We start from the raw sequence: 20,795 nt of genomic DNA on the forward strand, positions 1-20,795 counted from the left end.
CACCGCATCCCAGGGCACCCGCGCGTTGTCGTCCGCCATACCCGAGTCCACATCCCAGCGGGCCCGCCAGTCCGCCGTCACCGTCTTCGCAGGAGGAGTCCAGTGAGCCGCAGCGCCGAGGAGATCGGGCGTACCGAGCGGGGCCCGCGCCCCCTGCCGCCCCTGGGCGAGCAGCGGGCGGCCACCGGTCTGTCCTCAGTGGACAAGGTGCTCGACAACGGGCTGCGGGTCATCGCCGTCCACCAGCCGACCGTCCCGATGATCGAGCTCCGGCTCCGTGTCCCGTTCGCGGGCGACGACCCGATGCACGCCGCGCGGGCCGAGGTCCTTGCCGCCACCATCCTCACCGGCACCGACAAGCGGGACCGGATCGCCTTCGACACCGACCTCGCGCTCGTCGGGGGCGAACTGTCCGCCGTCGTCGACCCCGAGTTGCTGTCCATCGGCGGCAACGCCCTCGCCTCCGGTTTCGACACCCTCCTCGACGTCCTGGCCGACGCGCTCACCGGCGCGACGTACCCGGACGACGAGGTCGAGGGCGAGCGCGGCAGGCTCATCGAGCGCATCACGGTCGCGCGCTCGCAGCCCAGCGTGATCGCCCGCCAGGCCCTGCAGAAGCACCGCTACGGCGACCACCCGTTCACCCGGGAGATGCCCGAGGCCAGTGACGTCGCCGTCGTCGAGGCCGCCGACGTGCGCGCGCTGCACACCGCGTGCGTCCTGCCGCGCGGCTCGGTCCTCGTGCTGGTCGGCGACGTCGAACCGGCCCGCGCCATCGCCGCTGTCGCGGCCGCTCTCGGGGGCTGGAAGTCCGACAAGTCCGCTTCGGTGCTGCCCCCGCTGCCGGAGATCACCCCGAAGGACCTCCTGCTCGTCGACCGGCCGGGCTCCGTGCAGTCCCAGTTCCGCCTCTCGGCGCAGGCGATCAGCCGCACCGACCCGCGCTATCCGGCGCTGCAGCTGGCGAACCTCGCCTTTGGCGGTTTCTTCTCCTCCCGGCTGGTGGAGAACATCCGCGAGGACAAGGGCTACACCTACAGCGCCCGCTCGTCGCTGGAGTTCACCCCGGACGGCGCGACCCTGCTGGTCGACACCGACACCGCGAGCGCGGTCACCGCGGGCGCGCTGCTGGAGATCCGCTACGAACTCGGCCGGATGGCCATGGTGCCGCCCACCGAGTCCGAAGTGGACACCGTGCGGCAGTACGCGATCGGCTCCCTGCTCACCTCGACGTCCTCGCAGGGTGGCCTGGCCTCCCAGATCGCCGCGCTGGCCATCCTCGGTCTCGGCGTCGACTGGCTGACCCAGCACCCCGACCGGCTCAAGGCCGTCACCGTGGAGCAGGTCGCCGAGGCGGCGCTGGAGTTCTTCGCCCCCACCCGGTTCACCGGCGTCATCGTCGGCGACGCCGCGAAGCTCACCGCCCTGCGGGCGCTGGGCGGGGTAACCCTGCAATGACAGCGGACACCAGGACCGGCGAGCCCTTCCGGCTCGCCGGTCCGCCCGCGCTCTCCCGCACCACCACCGTGCGCGACGAGATCGTGCGAAAAGACCCCACCCGCCTCGACGCCCTGTGGCGCCACGGCAAGGTTCTGCTCCTCGACCGCACCGGCCGAACCCCAGTCACCGACGATGCCACCGCCCTGGCCCTGCGCGACGCCTCGACCATCCAGGCCGAACGCCCCGAGGAAGCCTCTCTCCTCGGTGAGCAGGGCGAGGTCGCCTACTGGTCCGTCCCAGCCGCCGAACCCATGCGCCCAGACCCGGTGGTCCCACCCAACGCCTGGGGCCTGTGGCCGGGCGCGGTGTCGGAAGCGGGCGAGCAATGGCACGACCTCCGCGGCGTCGGCGCCCTGCTCAACGACACCGACGCGGGCCTGCTCACCGCCGCCGTCGCCCTGGCCAACTGGCACGCCCGCTCCCGCTACTGCGCCAAGTGCGCCCACCCGGTCACTCGCACCTGCGCGGGCTGGGCGACCAAGTGCACCGGCTGCGCCCGCGAGGAATACCCCCGCACCGACCCGGCCGTCATCGTCCTCATCCATGACGACGAAGACGAGTACGTTCTCCTTGCCCGCCAGCCCATCTGGCCGCCCGACCGGTACTCGGTCCTCGCCGGCTTCGTCGAGGCAGGCGAATCCCTGGAAGCCTGCGTCGAACGCGAGATGGAAGAGGAAGTCGGCGCCAAGGTCAGCGACATCCGCTACCTGGGCAGCCAACCGTGGCCCTTCCCCCGCTCCATCATGATCGCCTTCGCCGCCCGAGCCGACCGAACCGCTGACGTCCACCTCGCCGAAGGCGAGATTGAGGACGCCCGCTGGTTCACCCGAACCGAAATCCGGGCCGCGTTCGACGGCGGGGGAGAGGGCGCGGGACTCATCCTGCCGGGCCCGACCTCCATCGCCCACCACATGCTCCGCGCCTGGGTGGGGCAACCAGGCGCTTGAAGGCAGGCACAGCTGTTGATCCGGTAACGGATACTCAGGTGTCCTGATTAACGCCCTCTGTGGCCATCGCAGGGGCGATGATCCGGCGTGGCCAACCGGCGACGAGGACGCTCGTGAACGAGCAACACATCACTGCCTGGTAGACCAGGGACACTGGTGTGCTGCCCGCGATGTACGTCGCCTGCTCGAGCCCGGACGACCACCACCCGGCGAGTGCCCCCAGCGCGAACACGTGCCAAGCCAGGAATGCCGCGCTGAAGGCGAGGAGGGCCGTGCCTGGCACCGCTCGCCTACGGGCGCGCAGCGCGGCGACCACCAACGCGGCGGCGTTTACCGGGAGACCCAGCAGTGCCGCGGCACCCAGCCCCGCGGCGACGATCCTGGTCGGATCGCCCGGCGGTCCGCCCAACAACAGCAGACTCGCGCAGGCCTGCACGGACACAGCGCCGAGCGCCACCCAGGTCGGCCACGGGGCGCGGCTCTCGTTCATCGCTTCCTCTCGATGCGCGTTGCGGCGGCCCAACAGTTCCACCGCACGCGTTGCGCCAATGTGGCCCCCGTCCCCAAGGGCCGGGCACAGTCTGTCGTGCTGGTGGCCGGGTGCTTGGGTTTGGCCTGGTCCGTCATGCCGAGGTGGCCCCGTGCCCAAAAAGGGCTCGGGGCCACCTCGGTCGGTCAGACCAGGGACTCCTCTTCAACCACCGGCCCAGCGAACTGAGCCTGATACAGCGCCGCATAAGCCCCACCCGCGGCCAGCAGCCCATGATGGCTGCCCTGCTCCACGATCCGCCCGTCCTCCATCACCAAAATAAGATCCGCGTCCCGAATCGTCGACAACCGGTGCGCGATCACAAACGACGTCCGATCCGACCGCAACGCCGCCATCGCCTGCTGCACAAGCAACTCCGTCCGAGTGTCCACAGAGGACGTCGCCTCATCCAGGATTAGCAGCGCCGGGTTCGACAGGAACGCCCGAGCGATCGTGATCAGCTGCTTCTCGCCCGCGCTGACGTTCGACCCCTCCTCATCGATCACGGTGTCGTACCCATCGGGCAGCGAGTGCACGAACCGGTCGACAAAGGTCGCCCGAGCGGCCGCCAGGATCTCCTCCTCCGAAGCAGTCGGCCGTCCGTAGGCGATGTTGTCCCGGATGGTGCCGTGGAACAGCCAGGTGTCCTGCAGCACCATCCCGACCTGCCCCCGCAGCGAACGCCGAGGCATCGACGAGACGTCCACCCCGTCCAGGGTGATGTGGCCCGAGTCGAGGTCGTAGAACCGCATGATCAGGTTGACCAGCGTGGTCTTGCCCGCCCCGGTCGGTCCGACGATCGCCACGGTCTGACCCGGTTCAGCCACCAGCGACAGGTCCTCGATCAGCGGCTTCTCCGGCTCATAGCGGAAACTCACGTGCGAGAACTCCACCCGGCCGCGTGACACCGAGGCCGCGGAGCCCGGCGCGTCGGCGGGTTCCTCCGATGCGTCGAGCAGCTCGAACACGCGCTCCGCCGAGGCGACGCCGGACTGCAGGAGGTTCACCATGGACGCCACCTGGGTCAGCGGCTGGGTGAACTGCCGCGAGTACTGGATGAACGCCTGCACGTCCCCCAGGCTCATCGTCCCCGACGCCACGCGCAGGCCGCCGACGACCGCGATCACCACGTAGGTCAGGTTCCCGAGGAACATCATCGTCGGCATGATCAGCCCGCTGGCGAACTGCGCGCCGAAGCCTGCCTTGAACAGTTCCTCGTTCTGGTCGGCGAACTGCCGCTCGACCTCACGCCGCCTGCCGAAGACCTTCGTCAGGGCGTGGCCGGTGAAGGCCTCCTCGACGTGGGCGTTGAGCTTGCCGGTGGCCCGCCACTGCGCGATGAACTGCTTCTGCGAGCGCTTCATGATCGCGCCGGTCACCGCGATGGTGAGCGGGATGGTGACGATCGCGATCAGGGCCAGCGCCGGGCTGATCCAGAACATCATGGCCAGCACGCCGACGACGGTCAGCAGCGAGGTGAGCAGCTGGCTCATCGTCTGCTGCAGCACCTGCGAGACGTTGTCGATGTCGTTGGTGACCCGGCTCAGCAGCTCACCGCGCGGCTGCTTGTCGAAGTAGGACAAGGGAAGCCGGTGGATCTTGTCCTCTACTTCGGCGCGCATCCGCAGCATGGTCCGCTGGACGACACCGTTCAGGAGCAGTCCCTGGGTCAGGCCGAGCACCGCCGACCCGACGTACAGGACCAGCACCACCGTCAGCACGGTCCCGACCGCGCCGAAGTCCACGCCCTGGCCGGGCAGGACGTTCATCGACGACAACATGTCGGCGACCCGGTCGTCGCCCGCCGCGCGCAGGCGCTCGACGGCCTCCTCCTTCGACACGCCCGCGGGCAGTTGCTTGCCGAACAGCCCCTCGAAGATCAGGTCCGTCGCCGTGCCGAGAAGCTTCGGGGCGATGGACATCAGCGCCACACTCGCCACGGCGAGCGCCAGCACCGCGAGCACCTTCACGCGTTCCGGTGCCAGCCGGGCGAAAAGCCGCTTCGCCGACGGGCCGAACGTCATCGACTTCTGTCCGACCATGCTCGACCCGAACGGGCCGCCGCGTCCCGGCCCGCCCATGCCCTGGACGCGCTCGGTCACCTTCATCGTGGTCATGCCGCGTCCTCCGCGCTGAGCTGCGAAGCGACGATCTCCGCATAGGTCGGGCAGGTCTCCAGCAGTTCGTCATGCGTCCCGAGTCCGACGATCTCGCCGTCCTCCAGCACCACGACCTGGTCCGCTTCCAGCACCGTCGACACCCGCTGGGCGACGATGATCACCGTCGAATCGCGGGTGACCGGCCGCAGCGCCGCCCGCAGCCGTGCGTCGGTCGACACGTCGAGCGCGGAGAACGAGTCGTCGAACAGGTAGATCTCGGGTCTGCGAACCAAAGCGCGCGCGATGGCTATGCGCTGACGCTGTCCGCCGGACAGGTTCGTCCCGCCCTGGGCGATCGGCGCGTTCAGCCCCTCGTCCAACGCCTCGACGAAGTCCCGCGCCTGCGCGATCCGCAGTGCCTCCCACAGTTCCTCGTCGGTCGCCTCAGGCTTGCCGTAGCGAAGGTTCGACGCGATGGTGCCGGTGAACAGGTACGCCTGCTGCGGCACGAGCCCGATCTTGCTCCACAGCACGTCCTGGTCGAGCCGCCGGACGTCCTCGCCGTCGACCCGCACGACACCGCCGGTGGCGTCGAAGAGCCTGGGGATCAGGTTGAGCAGCGTGGTCTTGCCCGCGCCGGTCGACCCGATGATCGCCGTGGTCTGCCCCGGCCGGGCCGAGAACGACACGTCGCACAGCACCGGGTCGGTCGCGCCCGGATAGGCGAACGACACCCCGTCGAAGTCCACTTCGCCGCTGGCCTTGACCGACATCACCGGGTCGGCGGGCGGCACCACCGAGGAGTCGGTGTCGAGGACTTCCTTGATCCGCACGGAAGCCACAGCCGCGCGCGGGACCATCATCAGCATGAAGGTCGCCATCATCACGGCCATCAGGATCTGCATGACGTAGTTCAGGAACGCGGTCAGCGCGCCGACCTGCATCAGGCCGTCGTCCACCCGGTGCCCGCCGAACCACAGCACACCGATCACCGACACGTTCATGATGAACATGACAAACGGGAACATGGCGGCCATGTAGCGCCCGGTCTTGGTGGCGACGTCGGCGAGCGCGGTGTTCGCACCGGCGAACCGAGCGGTCTCGAACGGCTCGCGGACGAACGCCCGCACCACGCGGATGCCGGTGATCTGCTCGCGCAGCACCCGGTTCACGTCGTCGACGCGGACCTGCATGTCCTGGAAGCCCGGGACCATCCGCTTGATGATGAAACCCAAGCCCACGAACAGGATCGGCACGCAGACCAGCAGCAACCAGGACAACCCGACGTCTTCCTGCAGGGCCATGACCACGCCGCCGACCATCATGATCGGCGCGGCGACCATCATCGTGGTCGTCATCATCACCAGCATCTGCACTTGCTGCACGTCGTTGGTGACTCGCGTGATCAGTGACGGCGCGCCGAACTTGGACACCTCGCGCGACGAGAACGAGCCGACCTGGTCGAACACCCCCGCCCGCAGGTCACGGCCGAACCCCATCGCGGTCTTCGCGCCGAAGTACACGGCGATGCCCGAGCACGTGATCTGCACCAGCGACACCAGCAGCATCCACGCGCCGACACGCAGGATGTAGCCCGTGTCGCCGTTGACGATGCCGTTGTCGATGATGTCGGCGTTGAGGCTCGGCAGGTAGAGCGACGCCATCGTGCCGACCAGTTGCAGGCCGACCACGTAGGTGAGCCAGGTTCGGTATCTGGACAGGTACTCCTTGAGCACCTTGATCAACATCAGTGTTCCCCCTCTTTGGTGACGCCGTGGAGCAGGACGCGGGCGATCTCGTCCGGTGTGATCTCGTCGAAGTCCATGCCGGGATGCCGCGAGCCGAACACGAGGCTGCGGAGCGCGATCGCGGCGGTCTCGGGCGGTACGGACAGTTCGTCGCGGTGTGCGGCGAACAGTTCGGTCAGGGCGGTGTGGAGCGACCGGTTGGCCTCCACGATGAACTTGGGCGGGCCGTCCGCCGGCCGGTCGCCGGACATCAGGAAGCCGCGGACGGCGATCATCACCGCCATCGTCATGCGGAAGCGTTCGAGCAGGTGAGCGGTGATGCGCTCGACCTTGTCGCGCAGGTCTCCCGCGCCTTCGAGTGCGGCGGCAAACGTTTGCGCCCGGTCTTGCGGATTCATCGTCTCCTCGGCGGCGGCGACCATGAGGGCGCACTTGTCGGGGAAGGCCCGGAAGATGGTGCCCTCGGCGATGCCCGCCGCCTCGGCGATCTGTTTCGTGGTGACGGCCTGGCCGTGCTCGATGAGCAGGGGGACGACCGCTTTGACGATCGCCTTGCGACGGTCGTCGGGGGTCATGCGTGGGGCTCGCTGCCGTTCGGTCACCCGAGCGAGTGTAATGAGTGAGTGCTCACTCATCAACTGGATTATCGGCGTGACCCGTTCGGCAGGCTTCGGGTCAGCTGAGGTCGGCCAGCAGCAGCGGGAGGACGACCTCTTCCTCGACCGCCCACCCCGCGCGCAGGGCCTCGGTCAGGGCGGGCTCCCACGGCGCCGCACCTGGGTCGGGGCCAAGCGGTGGAAGGTCGACGTTCTCGGCCCTGGCCAGGTCGAGGCCTTCGCGGTAGTCGTCGGCGCCCATGCGCCACGGGGTGCCACCGGTCAGGTCCAGAACCTGCCTGGTGAGGAGCAGGCCAGTGCGGTCGAAGTCCGCGTGGCACCGGATCGCCGCGCCGGACGCGGCCAGTCGCGAGAGGAGTTGGCGGGCGACGGTGTTCAGGTGGCCGGAGAGGCAGACCAGCGGCTTCGACAGGCCCGCGTCGATCGAGGCCTCCACCAGTCGCGGGTTCTCGCACACCCAGACGACCGTTCCCGGCTGCACCAGGTCCTTCGGGGCGGCGACCAGGTCCCGCAGGTCCGCGTGGCGCGGCAGGGGCAGGCCCACGGTCAGGACGGTGGTGGACAGGCCGTCCGGCGCGACCCCGCACCGCTCCCACAGGGCGCGCTCGTCTCCTGCGGTCTTCGGAAAGTCGAGGCCGTGCGCCAGGGCCGCGGCGCGCAGCACCAGGCCCGCCACCTTCTGCCCCCGGTCCAAGGCGCGCGGGCCTGCGGCCAGGTCGGTCCGGGCGATCCACTCGCTGGGGATCGCGCCCGGAGTGAGGGTCAGGCGCGACAGGATCGCGGTGGCCTGGGCCGCCGGTTCCGCGAGCCGCTCCGGCGGGATCTTGGCGTACCGTCGGACGTGGTCGATCCACAGTGGAGCCCACGGAGCCGCCTGGAGCCCGGCCGTGGTCAGGGCTTCGGTGAGGATCTCGTCGGACCACTCACGGCGGGAGGCGTCGACCGACGGCTGTTCCGGGCTGAACACGGCGGCTTCGCCGTGGACGGCCGCCAGCACCTCGTCCAGTCCACAGTGGAACTCGCTCGCGCGCAGCCGTTCGTCGAGGTCGGCGACGGCGATCGTCGTGCCCACCAGGGCGGTCAGGTCCCGGCCGATCAGCGCGGACACGGCCGCCGCGGCGGCCGGATTCGGTGCCTTGTAACCGAGTTTGACCTGCCCGCGGGCGACCGCCTTGCGGGCCTGGCGCCACAGGACCTCGTACTCGGGACGGCCGTAGACCTCGGGCATCGTCACCAGGATTTCCCTAGGATGCTCCGGCGTTCGCGCTGGGGAGGGATCGGGTGTGGGAGATCCTCCAAGGGCTGAGCGTGACCTCGTCTGCTGGGTCCCATCGGTGTCTCCTGGTTTTGTCGGTGGTGGTCGCTAGGTTGATCGGCATGTCCCGATTCCGGCTGCAGCCGACACCCGCCCAGGAGCGAGTGTTGCTGGAGCACTGCGGGCATGCCCGGTTCGTGTGGAACCTCGCGGTGGAGCAGCACTCCCACTGGCGGCAGGGGCGCAAGGCGGCGCCGGGGTACACCGAGCAGTGCCGTCAGTTGACCGAGGCGCGGGCGGTGAACCCGTGGTTGGCGGCCGGGTCGGTGATCGTGCAGCAGCAGGCGTTGAACGACTTCGCCCAGGCGAAGGCGAACTTCTTCAGCCGAACCCACCGGCGCCCGACCTGGCGCAGACGTGAGCGGAGCGAAGGCTTTCGGATCGTGGCAGTCAAGCCGGGCGATCTGCGCCGGAGATCCCGCAATATCGGCGAGGTGCGGGTACCCAAGGTGGGTTGGGTGCGGTTCCGCTGGTCGCGTGCCGTTGCTGTAGATGTGAAGTCCTACCGGGTCACCCGTGACCGGGCGGGCCGCTGGCATGTGGCGTTCGCCGTTGCGCCTGAGTCGATCGCCGGACCGGGCACCGGTGCCGTGGTCGGCGTGGATCGCGGTGTGGTGGTGTCGGCGGCCCTGTCCACCGGGGAGTTGCTGTCCGTGCCCACACTTCGCGACAGCGAGAAGGCGCGACTGCTGCGGCTGCGACGCAAGCTCGCCCGGGCGCAACGCGGCTCCAAACGGCGCGGCAAGGTCAAGGCGGCGATCGCGAAGCTCAAGGCCCGCGAAACCGACCGACGCAAGGACTGGGTCGAGAAGACCAGCACCCGCCTTGCCCGAGAGTTTGACGTAGTCGGTGTCGAAGACCTCAAGATCCGCGACATGACCCGGTCGGCGAAGGGCACTGTCGACGCGCCCGGTCGCGGTGTGCGGCAGAAGGCGGGCTTGAACCGGGGCATCCTTGCCAACGGGTGGGGCCAGTTGGTGACCCGTCTGGAGCACAAGGCTCCGGGCAGGGTGGTGACGGTCGACCCGCGTCACACGAGTCAGCGTTGTTCGGCGTGCGGGATCGTGGATCGGGAGGCGCGCGAGAGCCAAGCCGTCTTCCGATGCCGGTCCTGCAATCTCGCGTGCAACGCTGATGTGAACGCGGCACTGAATATTCGACTCGCGGCAGGGCATGCCGTGACTGCACGGGGAGGCCCACCGTTGGGTGGGCCTGCGAACCGTGAACCTCAACGCGACCTCCTCCTTGTGCGGTAGTCGCTGTTGGAATCCCCTGCTTTTCAGCCGGGGGAGGATGTCAAGGGTCGTCCCGCTCCAAGCCGCCGCCGTCCCACGTGGTGTGCGTACACGCGACGCCGTGGCCGGACTTGGGGCGCAGCACGTCGTAGATGTGCATGCGCGGGATGCGGTCGGACACGCCCCAGCCGCTGGGCCAGGTGATCACCCAGTCCATGTCGAGGTCGACCAACAGCCCCAGCATCCGGGCGATGGTCGGGTCGTCGAGCCGCTCGAACGCCTCGTCGAGCAGGACCAGCCGCAGCGGCGACATCCGTGATGTGGCCGCGACGCCCGCGCTGATCGCGCCGTAGAACGCCGCCGCGGCAGCGAAAAGCGTCACGTACGAGATCAGGCGGGTCTCGCCGGAGGAGAGCTGGCGCAGCCGCCGCGAGCGCGGCTTGCCGTCCGGGGCGCTGTCGCGGACCCGCACGGTGAAGGCGAACCAGGAGCGGTAGTCCAGTGCCCGCGCCAAGATCTCCGTGTAACCGCCGGACGCGGAGTCGCGCTCGGCCTCGATGCGGTCGGTGAACACCTGCTGCAGCCGGGCGTCCTGTTCCTCGCTGCGGTCGGCGAACGGCATCCGCAGCAGCTTCAGGGCCTCCACAGTGGACTCGTCGAGCCAGGCGGCGGGCTGCCAGTCGAGCTGGACGTGCACACCCTGGCTGGAGCGTGCGGTGTCGAGCACGTCGTTCATCCGGCGGGTCAGGTCTTCGGCCACCGCGATCTGGCCGGACAGCCGCTCGGCGAGTTCACGGACCAGGTGCAGGGCGAAGATCCCCTGGTACTGCTCGGTGAGGAAGCCTCGACGCTCCGCCAGACGGTCGGCGACCCGCTTGGCCGCGACCGCGACCGGCGCCGGACCTTCCTCAGCGGACACAACGACGGTGAGGATGCCCGCGTGCCGCTCGGGCAGCACGTTGTGCGTGCCCGCCAGCGATGCCTGCAGCGCTTGCAGCTTGGTGAGGACGTTCTCCTCACTCGGCAGCCGCTTCGCCTGCGACACCGCGGTTTCCAGCAGGGCGAACGCCTCTTCGTCGTCGGCCGGGCGGTCGGCGTCGACCGCGGCGGGCCACACCCCGGGAGCGGCCAGCGCGTCGGTGAACGCCCGCGCGGCCGTCGCGGCGGCGGCGCGCTTTCCGTCGATCTCGGCGACCCGGGTGTCGAGCAGGGTCTGCGTCTTCACCACCTGGTTGGACAGCTCGGTCGTGGCCTTGCGGGCCGCGGGAAGCTCCTCGCGGGTGGTCCGTCGCTGCCGTTCCAGTTCGGTGAGCTGGCGGGCCACGCCTTCGGCCTCGCCGCCGATCGCGGAGGTCAGCTCGGCGAGCGCGGCGGCTTCCCGGTGGAATGCCACGCACTTCTCGTTCGCCACGGCCTCGGCGGTGTCGCGGTCGTCGACGGCGGCGTTGTGGTCGTGCAGCGCCTCGACCAAGTCGCGCACGGTCCCGGCGCACCGCTTGGCGAGCGCGTCGCGCAGGCTCTCGGCGGCACCTCGTGCCTGCGTCGCCGCGCGGTGGGCTTGGCGCAGGGCTTCGGTGTCGGCGGGCAGCCCGGCCGCGCCCGCGTCCTGGGCCAGCTCGGTCTCCATCGCCTTGACCCGGCCGTCGGCACTGAGGTGCTCGGCGCGCAGCAGGTCGGCCTTCGCCGAGGTCTCGGCGGCGAGCCGCTCGGACTCGGTCGCGCTGACCCGCCCGGCGATCACCTCGCGGTCGTCGGGGAACGCGTCGAGGTGCGACTCCCACACCTCGACGGCCTGAACGCGGTGGCGCAGCTCGGTTTCCGCCTCCGTGAGCTGCTCGTGCATCGTTTCCAGTGCGGCGCCCAACTCGGTGATCGACCGCTTGCGCGCGGCCTCCCGGGCGCCCGCGCCGACGAATTCCGCGTCCTTTTTGGACAGCGCGCCGGTGAGCACGCCCGCGCGCCACCGGCCCGACGACCACACGGTCAGCCCTGGGTGTTCACCCTCGTAGGACACGGCGTCGAGCAGCCGCGCCACGACGTCGGCGGGAACCGGGCTGTCCGGCTCGACCGCGGGCGTCAGGACCGCGGACAGCGGGCGCGCCGCCTTGGTGTCCACGGTGGCGAGCACGTCGGACACGGCCGGGTCGGCGAGGCCGTCGGCGGTGACCCACGCGTTGAGCAGCCCGCTGGCTTGCAGGGCTGCCTCAAGTCCGGCGTCGGCCTTGCCCGCGGCGAAGTCGACCAGGCGGTAGAACGGCCTGCCCGCGGCGGAATCGCGCTCGGCGTCGGCGTACTGCGGCGGCGGGGGAGTGGCGTCGACACCCTTGCGCAGCTCGATCAGCCGCGCCTCGGTGTCCTTGATCCGGCCCACGAGATCGTCGACGACCTGGCGGGCGCCCACGACCTGCTGGCGCAGCGCCGAGAGGTGCGGCGCCGCCCACTGTCGCGCGGAGTCCCGTGCCTGCCTGCTGGCGTCCGGCACCTCCTCGATGCGGGCGACCGAGGGCTGACCCGGCGGGCGGGGAGCGTGGTCCTCGGCGAACGGGCCCGCCTTGGTCCACGCGCGTGCCTGCTCGCACCACATCTCGGCGGCGACACCGAACCGTTGGCGCGCCTCGTTTCGGCGTCCCGCGGTCTCGGTGGCCTCGATCTGCGCCTCGCGGGCCTTGGTCTGCAGGCGGTCGAGTTCGGCTCGCTCGGCGTCGAGCTTGCGCGCGCGTTCGTGCAGTGACATCGCCAGCGCGCCGCGCTGGGCGAGCTGCGATCCGGCCTCGGTGACCCGTGCGGCCGCGGCGGTCAGCTCCGCGTCCAGCTCGTCCGGCGCGATCTCCGGCGGCGTGCGGCGCTGGATCTCCAGCGGCTCGGCCTCCGGGTCGGGCTTGGCCCGGACCTTGTCGGACATGGTGCGCGGCAACGGCTTCGGCGCCACGGGCAGCGGTGGGCACAGGCTCGGGTCGAGCCCGGCGGCGACCAATCCGTCCACTGTGGAGTGTGCGAGTTCGGTGGCGTCCTCGAGGTCGCCGCCGAGCCTGCGCAGCACGGTCAGCACGGTCTCGACCGCGCGGTCGGCGTGGTTGCGCTGGGTGGCGGCGTTGTCGAGCGCGGCCCCCGCCGCCTCGCGCGTGCGCTCCACCAGCCGCTCACGGTCCTGAAGGTCGCGCAGCCCCTGGTAGGCGGGCAGCGACTTGAGCGAGTCGATGCTGTTCTCCAGCTCGGCGTCGCGCTCCTCCAGCAGCTGGACTTTCTCCTCGGCACCGCGGTGCTTGCCGCTGTCGGTGGCGAGTTTCCCTTGCAGGGTACGGATTTCGGCGTGCGCCTTGTCGAGGACGCCGTTCGCGCCCGCCGCCCGGCTGCCCGCCGCGTGCAGCGCGTTGAGCGCGTAACCCGAGTAGCCCGACAGGAACGCGCTCATGGCCTCGTCGGCCAGGCTGAGCCTGCCGATGTTCTCCCGGATCGACTCCAGGTCCTCGAACGAGGTCGCGAGCTGCTCGACGACGCCGATGTCGAGCGGCGGCAGCGCGTCGGAGAGGATCTGCTCGAGCTGCCCGTCCTGGACCTTCAGGCCGATGTCGGGGTTTCGCAGGGTGCGCTGCAGGTGGAGCAGGTCGCCATAGCGGCCGCCCGGCACGCCGTAGACCGTCTCCGCGACCTTCGCGCGGAACGCGGCCTCGTCGTAGATCCGGTCGGCGCCGAGCACGTCGCGCAGCGCGGCCGGACCCAGCGGGACCCGGTCGGCGGAGGCGAGCTGGAAGTGGGTGCCGACGCGCGAGGGCGTGACGAACCGCCACGAGTCGCTGATCTGCTGCGACGTCGCCGAGGCCTTCACCCCGATGCCGCAGGTCAGGTACTCGTCCTGACCGGCCGCGCCGGTGCGGTGCAGCTCGATCCACGCGTAGCCGATGCGGTTGGGGCCGCCGTCGTAGTCGTCGAGCATGAGCCTGCGGATCGACACCGTGCCCGCGCCCTTGGAGCCCAGGTAGCGCAGGTCGCCGTCGAGGCACAGCGGCAGCAGCAGTTCCAGGGTGCGGGACTTGCCGGAGCCGTTGGTGCCCTGGAAGATCGCGCGGCCGCCGGAGAAGTCGAACGTCTGCTCGCGGTACTGCCAGATGTTGACGATCCCGCCCCGGTGCAGCCGCCAGCGGCCCACCGTCGTCGGATCGGCTGCCGTCTCATCCGGCGTGCTCACGATGATCCTTCCTCGTCGAACAGCGACCACCCCGGTTCGGGGGCGTACTGGACCGGCGTCACGGTGTTGCGCGCGGGTGTGTCGTCCGGCTGCGGCAGCCAGCGGTGCGCCGCCGGGCTGATGAGCCACCCGTCGCCGTCCGGCACCGCCAGCGTGAGGCGGGTCAACAGGTCCGCGATCGAGGCGACAAGTGTCTCCAGGTCTTCGGTGGCCTGACGGGCCCACGCGGCCGGGTAGTCCTCGACCAGGTTCGCGCAGACCTCGCGCAGTCGGGCGGCCGACACCGGTACCCGCCCGTCCGGCCGGTCGGTCTCGTCGAGCAGTTCCGGCAGGGCGAGCAGGGCGATGCGAGCGACCGTACTCGTGCCGGGGAAGACCACGTCGGTCAGGTACTCCTCCGGGTCGGTGACGGCCACGCCCTCCGCCCGGGTCTCGGTGATCAGGCCGAAGCACCGCTCCAGCACGACGGATTCGCGGCGCTGCCTGCGCAGCAGCCAGTCGGCCTCGTCGGCGGGCAGGTCCGCGTGCAGCGTCACCGGGTTCTCGACCAGGCGTCGGCGCACCGCGTGCTCGACCTGGCCCGGCGCCGCGGCGATCGAGACGAGTTCCTCGGCGGACTCGGCCTCGGCGAGCGAACCGGCGAGGAGCTGGCCGAGCAGGTCGGTGTGGATGGTGATCAGCGCCTCCGCCGGGGCCTCGCCGATCAGGCCCGCGACGGTGCCGTCGGTCTCACTGATCACGCCCAGGCCGATGAGGTGGCGCAGCGCGGCGGTCAGGGCGCGGCGGTCGGCGATGTCGTCGACGACCGCGATGCCCGCCTCGCTCGCGGTGGCCCGCACGTCGGCGACCAGCCGCGACAGCAGCACCTGCCTGCCGACGCCGGTCAGCGCGGCCATGGTCAGGCAGACGTAGGCGTAGCCGCGTGGGGTCAGCGCCGGTTCGCCGCGGGTCGGGTCGGTGCCGGGGCCTGCCTTGTAGAGGCGGGCGAAGCGGCGCTCCACGACGAGCCGGTAGCCCAGCAGCGCGGCGAACATCTCCTGCAGCGCGGTGCGGTACCGGTAGACCATGGGCAGCAGGTCGCCGTCCGGACCGCCCGGGCGCAGCAGTGGGTGCCGCAGCAGCACTTTCGCGCACCGGGCGACGTTGGCCGCGTCGATGTCGGACAGCCCGGCGAGTGGATCTCTGGCGTCAGCGCGCACCGCGCACCTCCGCTCTCGCGATCCCGACGGCGGTATCGCGCAGCGTGAGCGTGCCCGACGTGCTGCGGATCGTGGTGGTGCGACCGGACTCCGGCGTCAGCGTCAGGGTCAGGCCGCGGACCTGGTCAGTCGCCGCGCCGGGGTCGTCGGCGCCCTCGCGCTGCGCCATGGCCAGGGTGAGGAGTTCGCAGAACGCGCCGAGCGCCTCACCGGACAGCGTCACGTTGTCCAGGTCGGTGGCCGCGGCGGCCAGTTCGGCGGACGCCGACTCCCGGCGCTCGTCGGCCTCGCGGGCCTGGGCGAGCAGGCCCTGCTCGGTGATCGGGTCGTCCATGATCCGCGAGGTCCGCCCGCGCGCGCCGCGGTCGCCCCGGCCGCGCACGCTCACGGACACGTCGACGGCGGGGCCGTCGCGCCACGGGGTGTGCTCGTCGTCGCCGTCGTGCTCCGGCGCGGGCAGGAGGTTGCGCGCGGAGTACATGCCGAAGGCGGCGGCGTAGATCGAGTGGGCCTCGTCGGGGGAGGCCGCGTTGAACCAGCCGGCGAGCCGGACCAGCTCCGCGCGCCTGCTCGGCAGCAGGCCGCCGCCGGTGGTTGCCCGCCGGACCGTGGCCAGCAGGGCGCCGATGGCCCGGGTGGTCGCGTCGCGCAGGGCGGTCACCTGGCTGGGATTGCCCGGGCGGTCGGCGAACCAGTCGGTCAGGTCCTGCCAGTCCTTGTCGCGGCGGCCTCGGGTGCGCTCGACGGCGGTGCCCAGCTGTTCGGCGGGCCGCAGGAGGCTGAGCAGCTCGGACCGGGCGCCCGCCAGGGCGGACAGGGTCGCGGCGATCTTCGGGGTGTGCCGCAGGACGTCCTCGACGACGACCTGGATGTACTCGACCAGCAGGTTCCGGAACCCGGAGATCTCCTCGGGGGCCAGGTGATGCCTGGTGAGGATCTGCCCGAGGTAGGCGTAGAAGTCGCGGACCGTGGCGGCCAACTCGGCGTGCTGCAGGAACAGGGTGGTGACCCGCTCGGCCAGCAACTCCCTGGCCCGGCGGGCGGGCAGCGACCCGGCGTCGAGCTGGGTGCGCGCCGAGGCCGTGGCCAGCGTCTCACCGAGCTGGACCAGGCCGCGCTCGATGGCGGGCAGCAGCTCACGCGACACCTCGCGGGCGCCCTCGGGGACCCGCAGCAGCTCGTCGACGTCGCGCTGCACGCGCACCGCCAGCTTGCTGACCTGGTAGCGCATGCTGCCCTGCTGGAACTCGGCGATGCTCGCCGCGATCGTCTCGCGGCGGCCGTGCACGAGGTTGCCCCACTCCACGAGCTGCCGCAGCCGGGGAATCACCACGTCGACGTGCGACTCACCGATGTCGATGCGCCCGTCCCGCTCGGCGGCGGCCAAGGCGGAGGACACCTCGCCCGCCGAGAGGTCGGCCAGCAGGGTCGAGGTGAACAGCCGCATGATCGCGAGATACGTGCGGTGGTGCTCACGCGGCTGCAGATAGGCGTAGAGCTGAAGCCTGTGCTCGGTGTCGGTCTCCTGCTCTGGCTCCACGGCGGCCCACGATAGCCAAGGGGGCCGACACCCGCGCACTCCGGGACCGGGCGCGCGATACGGTTCCCTCTCCAGGGGGAATCTTTGCGAGGAGGGCCCGTGTCGTCGGCGCGCGCTATCGGACTGCTGTTAGGCGTCGCCGCCGACGTCGTCCTGGGGGACCCGCGACGCTGGCACCCGGTCGCCGGATTCGGCACCGTCGCCCAGCGCGTCGAGCGGACGCTCTACCGCGACCACCACGTTCCCGGCGTCGCCTACACGGCCGCGCTGGCGGGGTCAGCCGTCGCTTTGGGTGTGGCTGTCGAGCGGGCGGGCATGCGCCGCCCCTGGGTCCGGGTCCTCGGCACGGCGACAGCCACCTGGGTCGTCCTGGGTGGGCGCTCCCTGGCCGCGGAGGGGGCGATGATCGGCCGCCACCTCGACGCCGGTGCGGTCGAAGCGGCCCGGGAACGCATCCCCCACCTGTGCGGCCGCGACCCCAGCACCCTCGACTCGCCCGCGATGGCCCGCGCCACGGTCGAGTCCGTCGCCGAAAACACCTCCGACGCCGTCGTGGCCCCTCTGTTCTGGGGTGCGGTCGCGGGCGTGCCCGGCCTCCTCGGCTACCGCGCGATCAACACGATGGACGCGATGGTCGGCCACAGGTCCCCCCGCTACCGCCGCTTCGGCTGGGCCTCGGCCCGCCTCGACGACTTGGCGAACCTCCTGCCCGCCCGATTGGCGGCGGCGTTGACGGTGGTCGGCGCCCCCGTGGTCGGCGGCGACCGCAAGGGCGCCTGGACTGCCTGGCAACGAGACGCCGCGGCCCACCCGAGTCCGAACGCGGGCCGGGTGGAGGCCGCCTTCGCGGGGGCTTTGGAGGTCCGGCTCGGCGGCCGCACGGTGTACCCGTACGGGGTCGAAGACCGGCCAGTCCTCGGAACCGGTCGCATGCCGGACGCGGGACACGTGACCAGGGCAGTCGAACTCTCCCGCGTCGTGGGCGCCCTGACCGCCGTCGTCGCCGCGACTGTCGCCCTCTTCACCGGTAGGAACAAGCGCTGAAACCCGCGTGAGGGTTGAACTCACTCGCCGGAAGGGGCGACTCGCGGGTGGGTGGCTTGGGCGTCGTCGTCGGCGAGGATTTCGGCCACTGAACGGCGTTTGGGGGCGTCGGTGCGCAGCATGCCGCCGGGTTTGATCTCTCGCCAGGTGAAGTAGACCAACCCGAGCAGGGCCATCGCGCCGAAGGCGATCCACTGCAGGGCATAGGACAGGTACGGGCCCGCGTCCAGCTGCGGCAGAGGTAGGGCGCCCAGGACGCCGGGTGAACCTTCCTCCAACTGCGCGTACCCAGGCCGCATCGACAGCCCAGCCGCCTCGCCGACCGTGCGGGAGTCCACCGCGTAGACGTGCTTGCGCCCTTCCTCGGTGAAGGCCTGCCTGCCCTGTGGATCGCGTTCATCCGCCCGGACGCGCGCGACCAAGTCGACAGGGCCGGTGGGGGCCGGGGCGAAGTCGGGGACGCGGACACCCTCGACCGGGCGGACGAAGCCACGGTCGACCAGGACCACCTCGCCCGTCGCCAGCCGGAACGGGGTCAGGACCTCGAACGCCGCCGCGCCCTGCACCGTCCTGAGGCGGGCCACCGCCTCCGCTTCCGGCAGGTACGCGCCGGACAACGTCACCCGGCGCCACTGGGTGGCGGGGTCGGCGGACTGGATGGGGATGGGCGCGGCCTCGAAGGACGACGTGATGGCGTCGTTGGTGGACGCGCGCTCCTCGTGGCGGGTGAACTGCCAGGGGGCGAGCAGGGTGAAGCACGCCGTGGCGAAGACGACCACGACGAAAGCCAGCATCAGCCACCCAGGGCGCAGCAGCGACCGCACCCCACAACGGTAGGCCGGCGGCCGCTGTGACCTGGCTCCCGGTCCCCGAGGAGCCCTATCGGCGCCCGATGAATGGCAAATGGGAATGGCAACTGGCAATTACTCCGGGGAACTCCCTCCAGTCGTCGGTTCTCCTGAAACCACGCCTTGGCTAATGTTCGATTTTGGGATCAATGTCCTTAACGATGATTCCGCACGGAGTCCACCCTGCGCCCGGACTCGGAACCTCATCGGTCACGAGTCTGGGTAACTCCAGAAGGAGCACTACCTTGAGGTTTCGACGAATTAGCGGCTTGCTGCTGCTGATGGCAGGCGTGCTGGCGGTGTCGACCGCTCCCGCCGGAGCGCACGACCCGGAGACGCCCGAGGGCCAGGCCGCCGCGCGCGCGTTCATGGCCGACTATGAGCCCGCCGACCGGCGCGCCGCGATCACCGGGACCGCCGCGGGCGTGCCGTGTGTGAACGGCAAGGCCGACATCTACCCCTGCAAGAACGTCGACCTGGTCAGCGTCCTGCCGCTGTCCAGCATCGGTGGCGGCAACGGCAACGACATCTGGGGGTGGACCGACCCGACCAACCAGAAGGAATACGCGATCGTCGGCCGGACCAACGGCACCGCGTTCGTCGACATCAGCACGCCGACCTCGCCGAAGTACCTGGGCAACCTGCCCTCCAACGGTGGCAGCAGCACCTGGCGTGACATGAAGGTCTACAAGGACCACGCGTTCATCGTCGCCGACATGATCAACGGCCACGGCATGCAGGTCTTCGACCTGACCCGCCTGCGCACCGTGACCTCCGCGCAGACGTTCACCGCCGACAAGCTCTACACCGGCTTCGGACCCGCGCACAACATCGCGATCAACGAAGAGACCGGCTACGCCTACGCGATCGGCTCGAACACCTGCAGCGGCGGCCCGCACATGGTCGACATCCGCACGCCGAAGAACCCGGTCAACGCGGGCTGTGTGTCCCAGGACGGCTACACGCACGACAACCAGTGCGTGGTCTACCGCGGCCCGGACACCCGCTACACCGGCCGCGAGATCTGCTTCAACTCCAACGAGGACACGCTGACCATCGTCGACGTGACCACGAAGAGCAACCCGGTGCAGCTCTCCCGCACCGGCTACTCGGGCGCCCAGTACTCCCACCAGGGCTGGCTCACCGAGAACCAGCGGTACTTCCTGATGGACGACGAGCTCGACGAGCAGCGTTCGTCCACGGACAAGAAGACCAAGACCTACATCTGGGACCTGAACAGCCTGACCGCGCCGCGGCACACCGGCACCTACAGCTCCCCGGTCGACTCCATCGACCACAACATGTACGTCAAGGGTGACTACGTCTACCAGGCGAACTACCGCGCCGGTCTGCGCATCCTGGACATCAAGAACGTGGCGTCGGCTTCGCTGACCGAGGCGGGCTACTTCGACATCTACCCGTCGGCCGACGGCGCGCAGTTCAACGGCGCGTGGAGCACGTACCCGTACTTCCCGTCCGGCAACGTGGTCGTCAACGGCATCGAGCAGGGCCTCGTCGTCGTCAAGCCCAACCTGGGTGGCGTCGTCGACCCGCCGACCGGCGGCAAGTTCGAGAACACCAACAACGTCAACATCCCGGACGCGGGCGCGGCCGTCACCAGTGACATCGCCGTCACCGGCGTCTCCGGCAACGCCCCGGCCACCCTGCAGGTCGCGGTGGACATCAAGCACACCTGGCGCGGCGACCTGGTCATCGACCTGGTGGCGCCAGACGGCACCGCGTACCGCCTGAAGAACTCCTCGGGCAACGACTCGGCCGACAACGTGATCACCACGTACACGGTGAACGCGTCGACGGAGGTCGCCAACGGCACGTGGAAGCTCAAGGTCCAGGACGTGGCCCGGTACGACACCGGCTACATCGACGCCTGGAGCGTTCAGTTCTAGGCCGCTGAGGGATCCCGCCCGAACGGCGGGATCCCTTAGTCCATTCGCAATCCCAGAAGTTGTCCGGCGACTATTGGGAAG

Annotated in this window: 14 protein-coding genes; 5 read left to right on the top strand and 9 right to left on the bottom strand. The window is 70.4% G+C overall.

Annotation, left to right across the window (positions count from 1 at the left end; genetic code table 11):
• Positions 1-102 precede the first annotated feature (102 nt).
• Both C8E96_RS13000 and nudC read left to right on the top strand, forming a co-directional pair.
• Complete coding sequence (locus C8E96_RS13000) at positions 103-1,458, top strand: M16 family metallopeptidase (RefSeq protein WP_091383377.1); 1,356 nt, start codon at positions 103-105, stop codon at positions 1,456-1,458.
• On the top strand, positions 1,455-2,447 hold the full coding sequence (nudC, locus tag C8E96_RS13005; protein ID WP_091383376.1) for an NAD(+) diphosphatase: 993 nt from the start codon (positions 1,455-1,457) through the stop codon (positions 2,445-2,447). The genes C8E96_RS13000 and nudC overlap by 4 nt, the downstream gene beginning before the upstream one ends.
• 34 nt (positions 2,448-2,481) lie before the next feature.
• Here the strand turns inward: nudC and C8E96_RS13010 are convergent, their stop codons facing one another.
• The 5 genes from C8E96_RS13010 to C8E96_RS13030 all read right to left on the bottom strand — a co-directional run bounded on the left by C8E96_RS13010 (position 2,482) and on the right by C8E96_RS13030 (position 8,668).
• On the bottom strand, positions 2,482-2,937 hold the full coding sequence (locus C8E96_RS13010) for a hypothetical protein (protein WP_091383375.1): 456 nt from the start codon (positions 2,935-2,937) through the stop codon (positions 2,482-2,484).
• 185 nt (positions 2,938-3,122) lie between these two features.
• A complete protein-coding gene (locus tag C8E96_RS13015; protein ID WP_166658240.1) occupies positions 3,123-5,057 on the bottom strand; it encodes an ABC transporter ATP-binding protein in 1,935 nt (644 codons plus the stop codon).
• Between the two features lie 32 nt (positions 5,058-5,089).
• Entirely contained in the window at positions 5,090-6,823 is a 1,734-nt protein-coding gene (locus C8E96_RS13020) for an ABC transporter ATP-binding protein (RefSeq protein ID WP_091383373.1), read from the bottom strand.
• Positions 6,823-7,425: a TetR/AcrR family transcriptional regulator gene (locus tag C8E96_RS13025; RefSeq protein WP_166657970.1), complete on the bottom strand. Its 603-nt coding sequence runs from the start codon at positions 7,423-7,425 to the stop codon at positions 6,823-6,825. Before C8E96_RS13025 ends, C8E96_RS13020 begins: the two co-directional genes overlap by 1 nt.
• A gap of 73 nt (positions 7,426-7,498) precedes the next feature.
• Complete coding sequence (locus tag C8E96_RS13030) at positions 7,499-8,668, bottom strand: DUF2399 domain-containing protein (RefSeq protein WP_228770286.1); 1,170 nt, start codon at positions 8,666-8,668, stop codon at positions 7,499-7,501.
• Between the two features lie 149 nt (positions 8,669-8,817).
• Here C8E96_RS13030 and C8E96_RS13035 point away from each other — a divergent pair, with 149 nt between their 5' ends.
• The gene (locus C8E96_RS13035; protein WP_091383436.1) at positions 8,818-10,011 is read left to right on the top strand and encodes an RNA-guided endonuclease InsQ/TnpB family protein; all 1,194 of its coding nucleotides are present in this window, start codon (positions 8,818-8,820) and stop codon (positions 10,009-10,011) included.
• 40 nt (positions 10,012-10,051) lie between these two features.
• Here C8E96_RS13035 and C8E96_RS13040 read toward each other — a convergent pair whose 3' ends face one another.
• The 3 genes from C8E96_RS13040 to C8E96_RS13050 are packed head-to-tail and all read right to left on the bottom strand — an operon-like array spanning position 10,052 to position 16,915.
• The gene (locus tag C8E96_RS13040; protein WP_228770276.1) at positions 10,052-14,176 is read right to left on the bottom strand and encodes a TIGR02680 family protein; all 4,125 of its coding nucleotides are present in this window, start codon (positions 14,174-14,176) and stop codon (positions 10,052-10,054) included.
• Positions 14,173-15,375, bottom strand: coding sequence for a TIGR02678 family protein (locus C8E96_RS13045; protein WP_176926846.1), 1,203 nt, complete (start codon positions 15,373-15,375; stop codon positions 14,173-14,175). Before C8E96_RS13045 ends, C8E96_RS13040 begins: the two co-directional genes overlap by 4 nt.
• Positions 15,365-16,915 (bottom strand): DUF2397 domain-containing protein, encoded by a 1,551-nt coding sequence (locus C8E96_RS13050; RefSeq protein WP_228770275.1) that lies wholly within the window; start codon positions 16,913-16,915, stop codon positions 15,365-15,367. The genes C8E96_RS13045 and C8E96_RS13050 overlap by 11 nt, the downstream gene beginning before the upstream one ends.
• Before the next feature lie 99 nt (positions 16,916-17,014).
• Between C8E96_RS13050 and C8E96_RS13055 the strand changes: the two genes are divergently transcribed.
• A complete protein-coding gene (locus C8E96_RS13055; protein WP_091383369.1) occupies positions 17,015-17,959 on the top strand; it encodes a cobalamin biosynthesis protein in 945 nt (314 codons plus the stop codon).
• 20 nt (positions 17,960-17,979) lie between these two features.
• On the opposite strand, the gene C8E96_RS13060 is transcribed toward C8E96_RS13055, so the two are convergent.
• Entirely contained in the window at positions 17,980-18,783 is an 804-nt protein-coding gene (locus C8E96_RS13060; RefSeq protein WP_407642620.1) for an SURF1 family cytochrome oxidase biogenesis protein, read from the bottom strand.
• Positions 18,784-19,052: 269 nt separating this feature from the next.
• Between C8E96_RS13060 and C8E96_RS13065 the strand changes: the two genes are divergently transcribed.
• Positions 19,053-20,714 carry a choice-of-anchor B family protein gene (locus tag C8E96_RS13065; RefSeq protein WP_091383368.1) on the top strand — a complete coding sequence of 554 codons (1,662 nt, stop codon included), beginning with the start codon at positions 19,053-19,055 and terminating at the stop codon, positions 20,712-20,714.
• The last annotated feature ends 81 nt before the right edge of the window (positions 20,715-20,795 follow it).

Source organism: Actinokineospora alba (genome assembly GCF_004362515.1).
GTDB lineage: Bacteria > Actinomycetota > Actinomycetes > Mycobacteriales > Pseudonocardiaceae > Actinokineospora > Actinokineospora alba.